Annotated in this window: 17 protein-coding genes and 1 riboswitch; of the genes, 11 read left to right on the forward strand and 6 right to left on the reverse strand. The window is 60.0% G+C overall.

Translation table 11 applies throughout. The annotated features are described in order from the left end of the window. Window positions 1-148: 148 nt before the first annotated feature. On the reverse strand, window positions 149-442 hold the full coding sequence (locus ACT3TP_RS00005; protein WP_444618627.1) for a hypothetical protein: 294 nt from the start codon (window positions 440-442) through the stop codon (window positions 149-151). A gap of 329 nt (window positions 443-771) precedes the next feature. Between ACT3TP_RS00005 and ACT3TP_RS00010 the strand changes: the two genes are divergently transcribed. Then, window positions 772-1,878, forward strand: a complete 1,107-nt coding sequence (locus ACT3TP_RS00010) for an AAA family ATPase (protein ID WP_444618629.1) — start codon at window positions 772-774, stop codon at window positions 1,876-1,878. A gap of 657 nt (window positions 1,879-2,535) precedes the next feature. Here ACT3TP_RS00010 and ACT3TP_RS00015 read toward each other — a convergent pair. Together ACT3TP_RS00015 and ACT3TP_RS00020 are read right to left on the reverse strand one after the other, a co-directional pair. Further along, a complete protein-coding gene (locus ACT3TP_RS00015; protein WP_444618631.1) occupies window positions 2,536-2,682 on the reverse strand; it encodes a hypothetical protein in 147 nt (48 codons plus the stop codon). A gap of 43 nt (window positions 2,683-2,725) precedes the next feature. After that, window positions 2,726-3,874, reverse strand: coding sequence for an acetyl-CoA C-acetyltransferase (locus tag ACT3TP_RS00020; protein WP_444618633.1), 1,149 nt, complete (start codon window positions 3,872-3,874; stop codon window positions 2,726-2,728). A 273-nt stretch (window positions 3,875-4,147) separates the two neighbouring features. Between ACT3TP_RS00020 and ACT3TP_RS00025 the strand changes: the two genes are divergently transcribed. From ACT3TP_RS00025 to ACT3TP_RS00035, 3 genes are all read left to right on the forward strand, one after another. Beyond that, window positions 4,148-4,657, forward strand: coding sequence for a GNAT family N-acetyltransferase (locus tag ACT3TP_RS00025; protein WP_444618635.1), 510 nt, complete (start codon window positions 4,148-4,150; stop codon window positions 4,655-4,657). A gap of 4 nt (window positions 4,658-4,661) precedes the next feature. Then, complete coding sequence (locus ACT3TP_RS00030) at window positions 4,662-5,108, forward strand: OsmC family protein (protein WP_444618637.1); 447 nt, start codon at window positions 4,662-4,664, stop codon at window positions 5,106-5,108. 442 nt (window positions 5,109-5,550) lie between these two features. Beyond that, the gene (locus ACT3TP_RS00035) at window positions 5,551-6,804 is read left to right on the forward strand and encodes a mechanosensitive ion channel (RefSeq protein WP_444618639.1); all 1,254 of its coding nucleotides are present in this window, start codon (window positions 5,551-5,553) and stop codon (window positions 6,802-6,804) included. A gap of 86 nt (window positions 6,805-6,890) precedes the next feature. On the opposite strand, the gene ACT3TP_RS00040 is transcribed toward ACT3TP_RS00035, so the two are convergent. Continuing rightward, window positions 6,891-7,859 carry a GNAT family N-acetyltransferase gene (locus ACT3TP_RS00040; RefSeq protein WP_444618641.1) on the reverse strand — a complete coding sequence of 323 codons (969 nt, stop codon included), beginning with the start codon at window positions 7,857-7,859 and terminating at the stop codon, window positions 6,891-6,893. A gap of 79 nt (window positions 7,860-7,938) precedes the next feature. Beyond that, a riboswitch (TPP riboswitch) is annotated at window positions 7,939-8,046 on the forward strand. Here ACT3TP_RS00040 and thiO point away from each other — a divergent pair. The 7 genes from thiO (at window position 8,042) to ACT3TP_RS00075 (ending at window position 14,392) form a co-directional block, all read left to right on the forward strand. Beyond that, window positions 8,042-9,160 (forward strand): glycine oxidase ThiO, encoded by a 1,119-nt coding sequence (gene thiO, locus ACT3TP_RS00045; RefSeq protein ID WP_444618643.1) that lies wholly within the window; start codon window positions 8,042-8,044, stop codon window positions 9,158-9,160. It overlaps the preceding riboswitch by 5 nt. A gap of 12 nt (window positions 9,161-9,172) precedes the next feature. Next, on the forward strand, window positions 9,173-9,418 hold the full coding sequence (thiS, locus tag ACT3TP_RS00050) for a sulfur carrier protein ThiS (protein ID WP_444618644.1): 246 nt from the start codon (window positions 9,173-9,175) through the stop codon (window positions 9,416-9,418). A 2-nt stretch (window positions 9,419-9,420) separates the two neighbouring features. Further along, window positions 9,421-10,224, forward strand: a complete 804-nt coding sequence (locus ACT3TP_RS00055) for a thiazole synthase (protein ID WP_444618646.1) — start codon at window positions 9,421-9,423, stop codon at window positions 10,222-10,224. Next, the gene (gene moeB, locus ACT3TP_RS00060) at window positions 10,224-11,372 is read left to right on the forward strand and encodes a molybdopterin-synthase adenylyltransferase MoeB (protein ID WP_444618648.1); all 1,149 of its coding nucleotides are present in this window, start codon (window positions 10,224-10,226) and stop codon (window positions 11,370-11,372) included. Before ACT3TP_RS00055 ends, moeB begins: the two co-directional genes overlap by 1 nt. A gap of 22 nt (window positions 11,373-11,394) precedes the next feature. Continuing rightward, complete coding sequence (locus tag ACT3TP_RS00065) at window positions 11,395-11,931, forward strand: GNAT family N-acetyltransferase (protein ID WP_444618650.1); 537 nt, start codon at window positions 11,395-11,397, stop codon at window positions 11,929-11,931. A gap of 141 nt (window positions 11,932-12,072) precedes the next feature. Next, entirely contained in the window at window positions 12,073-13,983 is a 1,911-nt protein-coding gene (gene typA, locus ACT3TP_RS00070) for a translational GTPase TypA (RefSeq protein ID WP_444618652.1), read from the forward strand. Next, on the forward strand, window positions 13,964-14,392 hold the full coding sequence (locus tag ACT3TP_RS00075) for a hypothetical protein (protein ID WP_444618654.1): 429 nt from the start codon (window positions 13,964-13,966) through the stop codon (window positions 14,390-14,392). The genes typA and ACT3TP_RS00075 overlap by 20 nt, the downstream gene beginning before the upstream one ends. Before the next feature lie 46 nt (window positions 14,393-14,438). Here the strand turns inward: ACT3TP_RS00075 and ACT3TP_RS00080 are convergent, their stop codons facing one another. Beyond that, window positions 14,439-14,936: a helix-turn-helix domain-containing protein gene (locus ACT3TP_RS00080; RefSeq protein ID WP_444618656.1), complete on the reverse strand. Its 498-nt coding sequence runs from the start codon at window positions 14,934-14,936 to the stop codon at window positions 14,439-14,441. A 158-nt stretch (window positions 14,937-15,094) separates the two neighbouring features. Next, window positions 15,095-15,376, reverse strand: coding sequence for a putative acetyltransferase (locus ACT3TP_RS00085; protein WP_444618658.1), 282 nt, complete (start codon window positions 15,374-15,376; stop codon window positions 15,095-15,097). Between the last annotated feature and the right edge of the window lie 53 nt (window positions 15,377-15,429).

The raw sequence follows: 15,429 nt of genomic DNA on the forward strand, positions 1-15,429 counted from the left end.
CGTGGTTTTGGCCCATCTATTGGCGCGATCTCATAGAAGAGTCGATTTGCCTGATTAATCAAGAATACGGGCGAGCCTGAGTGGCTTGAGGGTTCCCAACCTGCGGGCGCGGTTGGGGACCGCAGTCCGCGTCTCTCCATTGGGGCATTCAAACACCGTAGATGACCAGAATTTCTTCTCCGACTTCTCGCTGAACTTCTAGGGCGAGTTGCCTGCCGGTCTCGTTCCATTTGTTCTCGTCAAAGCCCTCAGGCCAACCATGTTCCCAATGAATATGCTTTTGGAAATCCTCGTTCCAAGTTGAGAGCTTGGAACTCAGTTCTTCTGACAATCCATAGTCCTCCGCGGATTGGAGCCCAAATTCCCACAAGGGCCACTCTGCGCCGTAGTCGCAGAAGATCCTCAAGACACGCTTCGACTCTCTTTCTTGTTCGGGCTTCATTTCCAAAGCTTACGATCCAGATGGTGGTCGGCAACAGAAGAGGAAGCCCGTTGTGCCTGTGGCAGCGCAGGCAGGAAGTTCGTAGGGGGAACCTTGTGCGGGACAGCTGACATGAGAAATTGATCCGCGTAATCATAGATGTGCACGTTCTCGGATTCAGCCAACATTTCTGGAGGCCTCTGACTCGGTCCTCCAAAAGATCGTTCCATCCGTTTCTCAGTTTCATTCCGGGATATTCAACAAAACACACCGATAGCATCGATCAGTACACCCTCATTCACCAGGTACACAGGAGTACACTGAGTACATAGCTATTCACAGGAGAAATCGTGACCAGTCAGCAAATAACTCAGAATCCTTTCCGTCCCACGGCAGGAGCCGAGCCACCACAGCTCATCGGTCGAACCGGACTACTGGACGAGTTCTCCTACGGTCTGCAGATCCGATCCGGTGCCCCTGGCTTGCTCACTATTTTCACTGGAGCCCGCGGTATCGGCAAGACTGTCATGCTCGGCGAGGCTGAAGATATCGCGCGCGCCCAAGGATGGCTGGTGGTCTCGGAGACTGCAACGACAGGTTTCTTGGGGCGAATAGGTGAAGCCATGCGTTCAGCGGCTGAAGAGCTGGGAGAAGGGCCGAAAGGCCGTCGGATTACGGGCATCGGAGCCGCAGGCTTCTCGATCACTGCTCAGTTGCCTCCGGCGCAGCAACTGGGATGGAGGCAATTGGGAGAACAACTGTTGCAATTGCTGGATGAGAAGCGCACCGGGCTGGCTATCACCCTAGACGAGATTCACGGCGCCAACCGTGATGAACTTGCTCAACTGGCCGCCTTCGTTCAGCACTTCATCCGCCAAGGACTGCCAATTGCTCTGTTATTTGCAGGCCTGCCCGCCGCCGTCTCCGATCTGCTCAATGAGGGCGTCGCAACATTCCTCCGCAGAGCCGACCGAATCGACTTACATGCCGCGGCAATCCGCGAGGTTGAGGACTCTTACCTAGAAACGTTTGCAAGCCTAGAACACCCAATTTCGTCGAAACTCATTCGGAAGGCAGCCGAATCAACCGGAGGCTACCCATTCCTCATACAACTGGTGGGGTACCACTTGTGGCAGATAGCGGAGTCCAAAGAAGCCCCGCTGACAGCAGCAGGCGTTGATCTGGCCTTAGCTGCCGCACACCGGAAAAACACTCGCGTAGTCCTAGCCGCGGCATTGGCCACGGCATCGCCCAAGGATATCGAGTTCTTACAGGCAATGTCTGAAGATGATGGGCCATCGAACACGGCTGATATCGGCAGGCGCCTCGGGGACGCAAAAAATACCATCGGGAACTACCGAGCCCGGCTCATCGACGCCGGGCTCGTCCAACCCGCAGGACGTGGACTGCTTAACTTCGCCATCCCCGGTCTGCGTGAGTATATCGCCGGGATTTGATGCTGAAAGTGTGCAAGTAATCAATCACAACCACCCTTTGCTCTCCAGGGAGAAGCACGAAAAGCCCGAAGATTAGGACTCAGTTCAGACCCACGATGAGTGCTTATTCCGAAAATTGCGGGCTTTGGTGGTCGAACAAGTATCGCTGTGTCGTTAGCGGAACCCTCTATGGCACACCACCTATCACTGACTGGAGAGCAGACTCGTTGTGCTCAGCAGTCGATCATCAATCGTTCGTTCGTTGCGACAACCTGATTGCAGAATCTAGCCATACCCAACCTCAGATATCGATGAGATCAGCAGGGTACAGCACAATCAGCGAAGGCCGTCCTCGAATGATTCAATGAACTGTTCCCGTTGTTTCGCGGTGTGTATGCCGCGTGCACGCATGAAAATACACCCTGAACGTTGGTATTAATTCTCAGTCCAACTTTCGGGGAGCATTTCACATATAGGAGTGGTTTTCGCCGTCCACTGATGCACAGTTCGTGCAAGCGTGTATTGATCCTTATTTGAGCAGACTATTCACAAGCTGCGTAGGAGTGGACTCTCCAAGGAGGGAGTGCAAGTAGATTTTCAACAGTAAGCTATCCATTTCCTCGGAAGCGATAAGGCAAGCTTCGGGGGCACGAAGCGAAACCATTATGGAAGCGACATTCACTCGCGCTCTTCGAAGAGCAGTGCGCTGGCCTCGGGGTTGCGTGCGGCGCTGCGGCGCAGCAGGGCCCCGATGGTGTTGTGCGAGTCCGCCACGGCGTCGGAACGCGGGCTCGGCCGTTCGCTGGCCGGCAGGGAACCGTTCACAAGCGGGAATCCCTAGTCGAGAAATCGTTGGCCCGGTCGAGGCCTAGAGCCGTTCGAGGATGGTGACGTTCGCTTGCCCGCCGCCTTCGCACATGGTCTGCAAACCCCAACGGGTATCGCTGCGTTCCAGCTCATGCAGCAACGAAGTCATCAGCCGGGCGCCGGTGGCGCCGATGGGGTGGCCCAGCGCGATGGCGCCGCCATTGACGTTGACCTTAGCCATATCCGCCTGCGTTTCTTGCTGCCAGGCGAGGACCACCGCGGCGAAGGCCTCGTTGATTTCGATGCGGTCCATATCTTCCAAGCTCATCCCGGCGCGGGCCAGCGCATGCCGTGTGGCGTTGATCGGTGCCGAGAGCATCATCACCGGGTCATCGGCGCGGGCCGAGATGTGGTGGATCCGGGCGCGCGGTTTCAGGCCGTAGCGTTTGACCGCGGCTGCCGAGGCGATCAGCAGCATCGCGGCGCCGTCGGACATCTGCGAGGCGCTGGCGGCGGTGTGCAGGCCGCCAGCGATAATCGGCGGCAGCGAGGCCATCTTCGCCCGGTCCGGTATGCGCGGTCCCTCATCCGCGCGCAATTCGGCCAGCGGCAGGATCTCCCGCTCGAAGTAGCCTTGCTCCTGGGCGTGCAGGGCCTTTTCATGGGAGGCGGCGGAGTAGTCCTCGAGCTGGGCACGGGTGAGTCCCCACTTCTGAACCATCATCTCCACCCCGCGGAATTGCGAGATCTCCTGGTCCCCATAGCGTTGGGTCCACCGGGCTGAACCGGTGAACGGGTCGGGGAAGCCGAACTGCGCGGCGGCCGTATTGGAGTAGGACAGCGGAATGCTGGACATCGATTGCACTCCACCGGCGACCACCAGGTCGCTGGTCCCGCTGAGCACCGCCTGAGCCGCGTAGGACACCGCCTGCTGCCCGGAGCCGCACTGGCGCTCGACGGTGGTTCCCGGAACTTGTTCCGAGAGGCCCGCAGCCAACCACGCGCTGCGGGCGATGTCCATGGCGTTGGGTCCTACCTGGTCGATGCAGCCGAGGATGATCTCGTCATATTGCGTCGAATCGATGCCGTTGCGGCGCACCAGTTCCGCCAGCGGCGCGGCCGCGAGATCCAGCGGGTGCAATGCCGCCAGGGACTTGCCGCGGCGCCCCACGGGCGTGCGCAGCGCATCGATAATGTAGGCCTCGGCCATGGGCTCTCCTCCAGAGATCGGTGGTTCGCGGACCGCTGATCACCGTGTTTTCAGTGGTGAAACCGCGTAATCGAATGATCATTGATGCTATGACTAGGATGTCGAACTAACCTTGCGTTGTCTAGATCACATTAGTCGGCCCGGAGTCACGAAGTGCCACGCCAGCGACCTGCGAGGGGACACAAGGCGATTTGCGCTTGAACACAAGGGCCGGGAAGCGCTAAGTTACGAATCAGTAGGCTGCGTGGTGCACCTGCCGGAGGAGGAGCAGCAATGGATTCGCAGAGCCCCGAGATGAACCAGCTTCCCTCCGCGCATTCCTTGAGCATCCGCCCATGGACGGGCATCGAAGAGGTCCCGGAACTGCTGGACGTGTGGCGATCCTCCGTCGAGGGGCGCCTCGATTTCCTCTCCGCCAGCGACTTGACCTCCGTTGCCTCGACCTTGGAAACCGTTTATGCGCAGCGTGCAGAAGTTTTCGTGGCGCACTTAGGCGCTCAGGTCGTTGGGTTCATGGCCATGGGCGATCGGCGCGTGGAGCTCTTGTGGGTCCACCATCAGCATCGCCAGCACGGCATTGGAAGGGCGTTGGCCGACTTCGCCCGCTCCCGGTGCGCGGAGATCGAGATGGTGCTCAATGCGCAAAATGCCGCCGGTTTGGAATTCTACAAGCACTGCGGATTCGAGCCGGCGGAACAGGCTCATGCCAGCGGCGCCGATGCCATGAACCCTAGCGTGTCACTGCGTCATGCGAAGGTCCGTGAGCAAGCCGTGGAACGATAGACGCATGACAGAAAAAACCCGATCCCTGCGTGAAGTATCCATCGAACGTCTGGCCTCGCGCCGTTACCAGGCGACCAGCTCCGAGAGCGGTGCGAGCATCGAATTCGGCCAAGGCGAGGGCCTGCTCTCCCCGGTCGAACTGCTGCTGGCGGCGATTGCCGGCTGCTCCTCGATTGATGTCGATGCCGCGACGACCAGGCGTGCCGAGCCAGAAAAATTCGAGGTCACCGCGACCGGCTACAAGGTCGAAGAAGGCGGCGCGAGCCAGATGGAAGACATAGATATGTCCTTCAACCTGAAGTTCCCCGACACCGCGGAAGGCCGCAAGGCAGCCGGAATGGTCCAGCGCATCGTGAAGCTCTCCCACGACAAATACTGCACGGTCTCGCGCACCGTCGAGCTGGGGTCCAAGGTCACCAGCACCATCGAGGGCACCGACTCGGCCTCCTGATCGGCCGGCGCTAGAGCCACGCGTTCCAAGAGCGCACTTGGAGACCAATTCCGCGGACCCGAACCAGGGCCGCGTTGATTCTGACCGGCCATGCCAGCTGCCGCGCTGGCATGGCCGGGATGATGAATTCTTGGTGTGCCTGTCCGCACGGGAAGTCGGGCGCATGTAACCGGGAATTCAGACTCTTACGCGTCATCCAAAGTCAAGCCCGGAAAAGCGAATTTGTGACCGGGGTCGAAACGAAAATATTCAAGTACAGTGGTTTCGTTTCAAATCTTGTGATCTACTGCTCTATCCGTTGAGTTTGCTCGTTTTAAGTGCGGATTTAGTTCCTCGATGTGGGTATTTGTCATCCTCTAGGGCTGCTAGTTCTCTCCTTGCCCTAGTCAGCACAAAATCCTCGTCGTAGTGTCTAAATTATCCCCACGTTGAAGGAGCAGAGATGCAAACTCAGAACGTTCTAGGAAACATTGACTGGGCGTCGATGCTGCAAAAAGTTGCCATCGCGCTTGTTATTCTCATCATCACCTGGCTGGTGGCCAAGGTTGTCAAATGGGCCGTCGCCAAACTCGTCACCAAGATCAAGTTCCTCCAGAAGGAGGGCACCGATGGCAAACAGATCGGTGATTCGCTAGGCAAGGTCGCGTCGCTGGTCGTTTGGCTCTTCGGCTTGATCGCTATTCTCCAGGTCTTCTCGCTGACCGAGGTGCTGACACCGGTGCAGGACTTGCTCGCCGGAATCATGGGCTTCCTGCCTAACCTCATCGGTGCGGCATTCATCTTCATCATCGGCTATGTGATCGCCAATGTGATCAAGCAGCTGATCCAGACCGGTTTGGGGACCGTCGATTTCAGTTCTGTTGTTCGCAAGCTGACTCCCGGCGACGGCGAAGAAGTTGACCCCGAGACCTCGCTGCGCACGCAGCGGACCATCGTGGATGTCATCGCAAATATCGTGTTTGCGCTGATCCTGCTGGTTGTGGCTATTTCGGCACTGCAGGTGCTGGGCATCGAGGCCATTTCGGTACCGGCTCAAGAGATGCTGCAGATCGTCCTGACCGCAATTCCGCAGGTGATCATGGCCCTGATCCTTCTGGCTGTGGGCTTCCTGATTGCCAAGTTTGTCGGCAAGCTGCTCGAATCAACGCTGCGCGGTGTGGGGACCGACCGGGTTGTGGCAGGCTGGGGAGTTGTTCCCGAGGGGCAGAGCGCATCGGGAATCATCGCCACCATCGTGAAGATCGCAATCATCCTGTTCTTCGCGGTCATGGCAGCAAGCATGCTGAACTTCCCGGCAATCACCAACATCCTCAACGAGGTCTTGGAATTGGGCGGCAAGGTCATCTTCGGTGGAGTCATCATCGCCATCGGCTTCGTGCTGGCAAGTGTGATCGGTCGACTGATGGGCGATACCACCGCCTCGAAGATCATCCGCTACACGGCCATCGCACTGTTCATCGCGATGGGCCTGAAGTACATGGGTCTGGCCGATTCGATTATCAACATGGCCTTCGGTGCCATCGTGATCGGTGCGGCTCTGGCAGCGGCCCTGGCCTTCGGCCTTGGCGGCCGTGATGCTGCGGCTCGCACGCTGGAGAAAATCGACATGAGCAAGATGGACGGTCCCGACACCACGGGCACCGCGCCAACCCGTCGGGCGCCGGCGACACCGCCGACGCCTCCAAATGAGTTCTAGTACTTAGAACCAGCACCAGCAAAGAGTGGGACCGGGCAACCGGTCCCACTTTTTGTCTTTCCGTTCCGCTGCGGCCCCGAGGAAATTCAGTCTCCCGCTGGTTCTGCGCGAAGCGCCAGCGGACTGATCGGCGGGATGGGATCGGTGGGCAACCGCGCATAGTTCAACACATCGATCCGCTGGCCATCGATCAGGAACTTGCCGCGTTCGCGTCCTTCGAGAATGAACCCGCAACGCTCGGCGACCTTTTTCGAGGCCGGATTGTTCACGCGTAAACCCAACTCCAGACGCTGCAAACGGTAGCTGGAGAATAGCTCCGCCGAGAGGGCGGCCAACGCCCGGCTGCTCAGCCCGCGGCCCCGATGCTCTGCGTGCAGCCAATACCAGACCCAGGCGCTCAGATTTGTTTCATCGATGGATCCGCACACCAGGCCAACGAGCGCAGAATTCTCGACGACGGCCAATGGCACCTGCCGGGCGGGGTCCTTGAGCAGCATTCGGACATAGGTTTCGGCCTCGGCAAGCGTACTCACCTCACCTTGCCGGGCCATATCCGGATTCGAGAGGAAGGCCGCTAAGACGTGCGGTGCATCCGTTGCGCGAAGCGGACGCAGAGATGCCGTCGTTTCGCTCACAGCGCCGAGCCGCCCGCCGCCGATCTGGGAGGAGGCGGCTTGGGCGGTGCCTTGATGGAAAAGCAATTGCCAGCCCTGGGCCGAGCGAACCCAGAGCGAGGTGCGCTGGCTTGGATTCTCCGGCTTGGTTCGCCACCGCAGCATCAGCAGCGAATCGCTGAGTCTGCGCACGCGCGGATCATGCACTTCGTCCCTAGACGATTCAACGACTGGTTCGGTGCACAGCTGCTCGATAATTTGCGCGCGGGAATAGCACCTGCCCGAGGCGCCAACCTCTTCGAAATCTTCGTGGAGCAGTCGCAATAAGGCCTGCCGATCCTGGCGGACGATGGGAGACAGGAGTTGCCGTTCGCCATCTATGACAACTTGTGCCTGCCGATGTTCGGTAGATAAATCCTCCGGACCACTGAATTCGCTCATGCCAACGAGTAAAACACAGGCAGAACCACACGGTGAAGTCATGAAGTTCGCCAAAGCGCGCCGAGGCATGCTTATAATCCAAGTACTCCGCGGGAGCCCAACAGTGAGATTGGGCTGAGAGGGCCTTGTGCCGACCGCTACACCTGATGCGGGTCATGCCGCCGTAGGAAGGAAATGCCTTCGTGCATATAGTCATTGTCGGCGCCGGAATCATCGGGCTTGCCACGGCCTTCGAACTGCGCGCCCGCGGGGCCGAAATCACATTAGTAGATCCTGCGCCTGGTATGGGCGCCAGCCACGCAGCGGCAGGAATGCTCGCACCGACAGCCGAAACCACCTGGGGCCAGGGCGCACTGCACCGCCTGATGGCCACCTCGGCCAAGGAATACCCCGCATTCATTGACCGCGTGGAAGACTCCATCGGCAACAAACCTGCGTACGTAGAAAACTCTACGCTGGTCGTCGCCGCGGAAACCGCGGATATGGACGCACTGCTTGCGCTCATGGAGCTCCAAGCCTCATTGGGGTTCAGCGCCGAACGGCTGCTGGGCAGCGCGGCCCGCAAACTCGAGCCGGCACTTGCCACCAGCATCGCCGGCGCCGTTCTCTGCGCCGAAGACCAGCAGCTGGACCCGCGGTCCCTGCTGCGCATCCTGATCGATGAGCTTGACCGGTCGATCGTGCGCGAAACGGCGGTGCGGCTGCTGCACCAGGGGTCACGGACCAGTGGGGTGATTACCTCAACCGGGCAAGAAATCCAGGGCGATCAGGTACTGCTTGCCAACGGGTTGGGCACGCTCGAAGGTGCGCCAGCTCTGCCCTTGCGCCCGGTCTACGGAGACATCCTCAGGCTCCAAGGTCCGCTGGGCGCGCCGCTGATCAAGCACACCGTGCGCGGAATCGTGCATCGGCAACCGGTCTACCTGGTGCCACGCACCGATGGAAGCCTCGTACTCGGTGCGTCGAGCCGCGAGGACGGCCAAGAGCAGGTGAACGTGGGAGAAATGCACGCCCTGCTGGACAATGCGCGCAGGCTCGTGCCGGGCATCGTCGACACCACCTTGAACGAGGCGATCGTGCGGGCCAGACCGGCAACACCCGATGACCGGCCGCTGATCGGACGCGTGGACGAGGGACTGGTGGTCTCCACCGGTTATTCGCGCCACGGGGTGCTGCTGACCCCGCTCGGCGCACGGCTGGGGACCGAGCTGCTGCTCGGGGACCCGGTGGATGCGCAAGAGCTGACCAGCGTTTCACTCGACAGGTTTGGCGCGCAACTCGCCAACAGCACACCATTCTAGGAGCCAGAGAAGATGCAACAGATCGAATTTTTCCTCAACACCGAGGCGGCCACCGTGCCGGCGGGAAGCACCGTGCGCGAGCTGCTCGCGGCGCACTTGGGCAAGAGCATCGGAACGGACGGGCGGGCCAGCGACGGGTCGCGTTTAGGCGTGGCCGTGGCCGTGGACTCGGCGGTTGTCCCGCGCAGCGGCTGGCATGATTTCGAGCTGAAGCCCGGCCACCGGGTTGAACTGGTCACCGCGGCTCAGGGAGGCTGAAGATGGAAGAGCTAACATTTGAAACCGATGGCTTCGAGGTCGCCGGGGAACGCTTCGACTCCCGGCTGATTCTCGGCACCGGCGGGGCGACCTCGATGCATACCCTCGAGCAGGCCCTGCGGGTTTCGGGCACCGCGCTGACCACCGTCGCCATACGCCATTTCGCCGCGGCCGGTTCCGGATCTGTGTACGAGCTTCTGGCGCGCAACGGGGTGCGCCCGCTGCCCAATACCGCCGGATGCTTCACCGCGCGAGATGCGGTGCTCACCGCCCAGCTGGCGCGCGAAGCGTTGGAAACCGACTGGATCAAGCTCGAGGTGATCGCCGATGAGCATACGCTGCTGCCGGATCCCATCGAATTGTTCGCCGCGGCTGAAGAACTCGTCGCCGACGGTTTTAAGGTGTTCGCCTACACCAACGATGATCCGGCCCTGGCCATGCGGCTCGAACAGCTCGGCGTGGCAGCGGTCATGCCGGCCGGATCCCCGATCGGCTCCGGAATGGGGATCCTGAATCCGCACAACATCTCAACGATTACCGCACGCGCCGGGGTTCCGGTGATCCTGGACGCCGGGGTGGGGACCGCCTCGGATGCGGCCAAGGCGATGGAGCTCGGCTGCGATGCGGTGCTGCTCGCCAGTGCGGTGACCCGAGCGCAAAACGCGCCCTTGATGGCCGCCGCGATGCGCGACGCCGTCCGGGCCGGGCGCGCGGCATACCTTGCCGGGCGCATTCCGCTACGAGATCTCGCGCTGGCCTCATCTCCGACGGCCGGAATGATGCAAAGACTCGTCGGAGAATTCTGATGACAATCAAGTCGGCTCCACCACGCGCACCGCGAAGCCCCGCACAACTTGCCCGGTACACCCGCCATCTGTCCCTGCCCGGGGTGGGTGTGGAAGGCCAAGAACGCATCGCGAACGCGAAGGTGCTGATCGTGGGCGCCGGGGGATTGGGAAGCCCTATCGCCAGCTACCTGATCGCGGCCGGCGTCGGAGAGCTGAGCGTGGTCGATCCGGACACCGTTGAACTCTCGAATCTGCAACGCCAGACCGTGCACCGTGAAACGGACCAGGGCCAACTTAAAGTTGAATCGGTGCGGCGGCTGGCCGAAGAGCTGAACAGCGAAGTTTCGGTGCGGCTCTACGCACAGCGACTGGACACCAGCAACGCGTTGGAACTTTTTGCCGAACACGATGTGGTGATTGACGGCAGCGATAACTTCGCCACCCGGTATCTGTCAAACGATGCCGCGGAGCTGACCCAGACGCCGCTGGTCTGGGGCACCATCTTCCAATTTTCCGGTCAGGTCTCGGTGTTCGACCCTCGGGTGGGCCCAATGCTCAGAGATATTTTTCCCGACCTGCCGGAGGCGGATTCGGTGCCTTCCTGCGCCGAGGGCGGAGTATTCGGAGCCCTTTGCGGAGTCGTCGGATCGCTGATGGCCACCGAGGCACTGAAACTGATCACTGGAGTCGGAGAACCTTTGAGCGGAAAGCTCTGGCTCTACGACGCGTTGGAAGCAAGCGTCCGCATCTTGACCTTTGCCCGGGATCCGGACCGTGCTGCGGTCACCGAGCTCGGTGAATATACCGTTGCGTCCTGTGCGGTTTCGGCCGCCGCTCCTGAGCTAAGCGCAAGTGAATTTGAACTGCTTCGGGCCGATCGGGAAGTCTTGCTGGTCGATGTCCGCCAGGGGTGGGAACGCGAGCTGGCGGTCATTCCCGGCAGTGTCCACCTCCCGCTGGAAAGGCTCGCCAACGAAGGATGGCGGGAGATTCAAAGGTTCCCTGCAACCGAGGTGGTTTTTGTGTGCAAAACGGGAGTTCGTTCGCTGCGCGCCGCCACGGAATTGAATCAGTCGCTTCCCCAAGGCAGAGCCCGGGTGCGCAGCCTGAGCGGGGGCACCTTGGGGTGGCTTGCCGAAATCCGCCATGAAATCGTGACTTACTAGCCGGTGCTGACATACTGAGGTTATGCAGCGTTCTACGAATCTAGTGATCAGAGAGCTTGTTCCGGATGATGAAAGGCAGGCTATCGCCGCTCATCACGACTTGCTGGACGATGACTTTGATTTTCTTCCGACGTGGTCCGCACGCCAAAACTGGGAGGCGTACATCGAGCGCATGGCCGAGGGGCGCAGCGGCGAGTTCGTTCCCGAGGGATGGGTGCGCAGCGGACTATTCGTTGCCGAACGGGACGGCCAACTCGTTGGCCGCGTTTCGGTGAGGTATGAACTCAACGATTTTCTCAGCGAAGTCGGCGGACACGTGGGATATGGTGTTGTCCCGAGATTCCGCGGACAGGGATTCGCCACCCCACTGTGCAGATTCGCCCTCGCCGAGTTGCAATCACACGGTGTCGACTCGGCTTTGGTAACCTGTGATAAGCAGAACGCCGCCTCGCGCGCAACGATTATCGCGTGCGGCGGCCAAATAGATCAAAACCGGCCCTCGGTTGAAGAAAACGGCGGAAATACGAAGCTCCGCTATTGGATTTCAACACGCGGCTAGATCCCGTTAATCAAGTAATTTCTGTATGTTGCGCCACAGATAAACAAAGCAATTGCATCAAGCGCGTAAAATAGTATGTTGGGTCGCCTGTGGCCCCGCCTCCGAGACCCTAAATTCTCTACACGAAGTGAGCCTTCCCGTATGTCAGATACAACTCTCATCCGTCGCGACGACCTGCGCAACGTAGCAATCGTTGCTCACGTTGACCACGGCAAGACCACCTTGGTCAACGCAATGCTCCAGCAGACTGGTGCATTCGACAGCCACGGTGAAACCGAAGATCGCGTGATGGACTCCGGCGAGTTGGAACGCGAGAAGGGCATCACCATTCTTGCTAAGAACACCACGGTGTTCTACAGCGGTCCAGCCGCCGAGGGCAAGAACATGACCATGAACATCATCGACACCCCGGGTCACGCTGACTTCGGTGGCGAGGTCGAGCGCGGCCTTTCCATGGTTGATGGCGTGGTTCTGCTGGTTGACGCTTCCGAAGGTCCACTGCCACAGACCCGTTTCGTGCTTCGCAAGGCCTTGAGCGCCAACCTTCCGGTGATCATCGTCGTGAACAAGACCGACCGTCCGGACTCGCGCATCGAAGGGGTCATCTCTGACTCCATGGATCTGCTGCTGGGTCTGGCCTCGGACCTGTCTGATGAAGCTCCGGATCTGGATCTGGACGCGATCTTGAACGTTCCTGTTGTCTTCGCTTCGGGCAAGGCCGGTTACGCTTCGAAGAACCAGCCAGAAGACGGCACCCTGCCAGACAATGAGGACCTCGAGCCATTGTTCGAGACCATCATCAAGCACGTGCCGGCGCCGACCTACAACGAGGGCGAAGTTCTCCAGGCCCACGTCACCAACCTCGACGCTTCGCCATTCCTTGGCCGTCTTGCCTTGCTGCGTATCTTCAACGGCACCCTGCGCAAGGGCCAGGTTGTCGCATGGGCCCGCCAGGATGGCACCATGAAGCAGGTCAAGATCACCGAGCTGCTGGCCACCAAGGGCCTGACCCGTGTTCCGGCCGAAGAAGCCGGTCCGGGCGAGATCGTCGCAGTCGCCGGCATCGAGGACATCATGATCGGTGAAACCCTCACCGACCTTGAGAACCCAAAGCCATTGCCGCTGATCACCGTTGATCCACCGGCCATCTCGATGACCATCGGTATCAACACCTCGCCGCTGGCCGGCAAGGTCAAGGGCGCCAAGGTGACCGCGCGCCAGGTCAAGGATCGCCTGGACAAGGAACTGATCGGTAACGTTTCGTTGAGCGTGCTGCCAACCGAGCGTCCGGATGCTTGGGAGGTTCAGGGCCGTGGCGAATTGGCACTGGCAATCCTCGTTGAGCAGATGCGCCGCGAAGGCTTCGAACTGACCGTTGGCAAGCCACAGGTTGTCACCAAGATGATCGACGGCAAGGTCAACGAGCCAATGGAGCACATGACCATTGACGTGCCTGAAGAGTACCTCGGCGCAATCACCCAGCTGATGGCTTCGCGCAAGGGCCGGATGACCAACATGGCCAACCACGGCACCGGCTGGGTCCGCATGGAATTCATGGTTCCTGCCCGTGGCCTGATCGGCTTCCGTACCCGCTTCATGACCGAAACCCGCGGCGCCGGTATCGCTGCCTCGTTGGCTGAAGGCTACGAGCCATGGGCCGGTCCGATCGAATACCGCATCAACGGTTCGATCGTGGCAGACCGCGCTGGCGTGGTCACTCCGTTCGCGATGATCAACCTCCAGGAGCGCATGAACTTCTTCGTGCGTCCAACCGAAGAGGTATACGAAGGCATGATTGTTGGTGAGAACTCGCGCGCCGATGACATGGACGTGAACATCACCAAGGAAAAGAAGCTCACCAACATGCGTGCGGCTTCCTCGGACTCCTTCGAGAACCTGACCCCACCGCGCAACCTGACTCTCGAAGAGTCGCTGGAATTCGCTCGTGAAGACGAGTGCGTTGAGGTGACCCCGGAAGCAATCCGTATCCGCAAGGTGCTGCTGAACGCCAATGACCGTGCCAAGGCAACTCGTGCACGAGCAAAGAGCTAACCAGCCGCTCACCGTCGGTGGCAACCTGGGCGCGCTGCTGCGTGGCCTGGTTGCCGCCGTCGTGGCAGGTTTGCTCGGTACGGCAATCCACGCTTCGCTGAGCTACGCGGGAGATATCCCGCTGGTCTGGGGAGTGCTGCTGGCTTGGCTGCTGCTGGGACTGCTCGTTTACTGGTCGGTGATTGCCTCGGGCAAGCTCTGGGCCGGAGCGATAGGATTCATCGGCTGCTACCTGGTCGTCGGCTCGATTTCCTATTACGGAAACGACACGCTGATCTTGCCGCTGCAATACCTCCAGTACCTGCCCGGTCCGACCATCGCGTCCCTGTTGTGGATGTATGGAATGATCGTACCCGCCGTGATCGCGTTGATCGCTGCACTGCGGGTGCTGCGCAAACGCCGGCGTTAAGCCAAAAAATCCCCAGCCAATGGCTGGGGATTTTTTCGTGCAAGAACTATTTATTGCCTGTCACATCGAGGTGGTGGGCCAGGAATAACGAAGTGGCAACGCCGTCAACCTCCGGTTCGCGCATCGCATAGTCTTCGATAACCGAGCGAATGCGACCCATCATCTCCTTCTGCGTAGCTTCGGATAGTTTCAGCCCCACGCGGATGACCTGAATTTCCTCAGGCTCCAGTCCGTTGATTTCCTGCAAGAACGTGTCCACAAGCAGGGGAGCGGCATCGGGAATGCGGGTACCCCACGATTGGCGGGTGCTGCGATACGGGACTTCCTTCGCCCCGCGGTTTCCCCGGCGGGGTTCCTCTGCACTGAGAAAACCGCTGCTCACCAGCGTGCGTACGTGATGCAACGAGGTAGCTGGGTTCAACTCGAGAATGTCAGCTATTTCCTTGTTGGTGCGAGGCTCATGCAGGCAAAGGCGCAGAATTCTAAGCCGCAACGGCGAGCTCAATGCTCGAGCGCGGGCTTGGACATGTTCGTCGGACGGCATATGGCCAGCATACGCGAAACTGGCCCAGTGATTGGTATCTTCAAATCACATGTCGCAAAGCCAGCGGTCTGCGGGCGGCGGCACCAACGCCTCAGATGCTCCTCGGGACTCTGCGGACTCTCTGCGGGCCTGCCGGAGCGTTGGCCTGCGCGGAGCGGTTACTTCAGGGTTGGCGGACGAGAACGGCGCACCGGTGGCGGGGGAACGCGCTTGGCATGGGTGATATTCTCACGCTCCACCTCGACCGGGCCGCGGCGAGTGCTGATGCGGATCCTGTCCGCATTCACCTCGATGACCTCTCCAAGCACGTCGCTGCTGGCGCGGTTGCCGGTGACCTCAGATGACTCGGTAAGCCGGTAGCGGACCACAATGCGGTCACCGGGAGTAAGATCTTCAAATTTGAGCATATTTTCCGTCATGTAAATGTAAGAAGAGTTCACTTTCGCAGTCGCGCCACGAAATGTGAATGGTCGATTACGTCACAGGATGAGTG

Origin of the sequence: Glutamicibacter sp. AOP38-B1-38, assembly GCF_052377485.1 — a bacterium.
In the GTDB taxonomy this organism is placed as follows: domain Bacteria; phylum Actinomycetota; class Actinomycetes; order Actinomycetales; family Micrococcaceae; genus Glutamicibacter.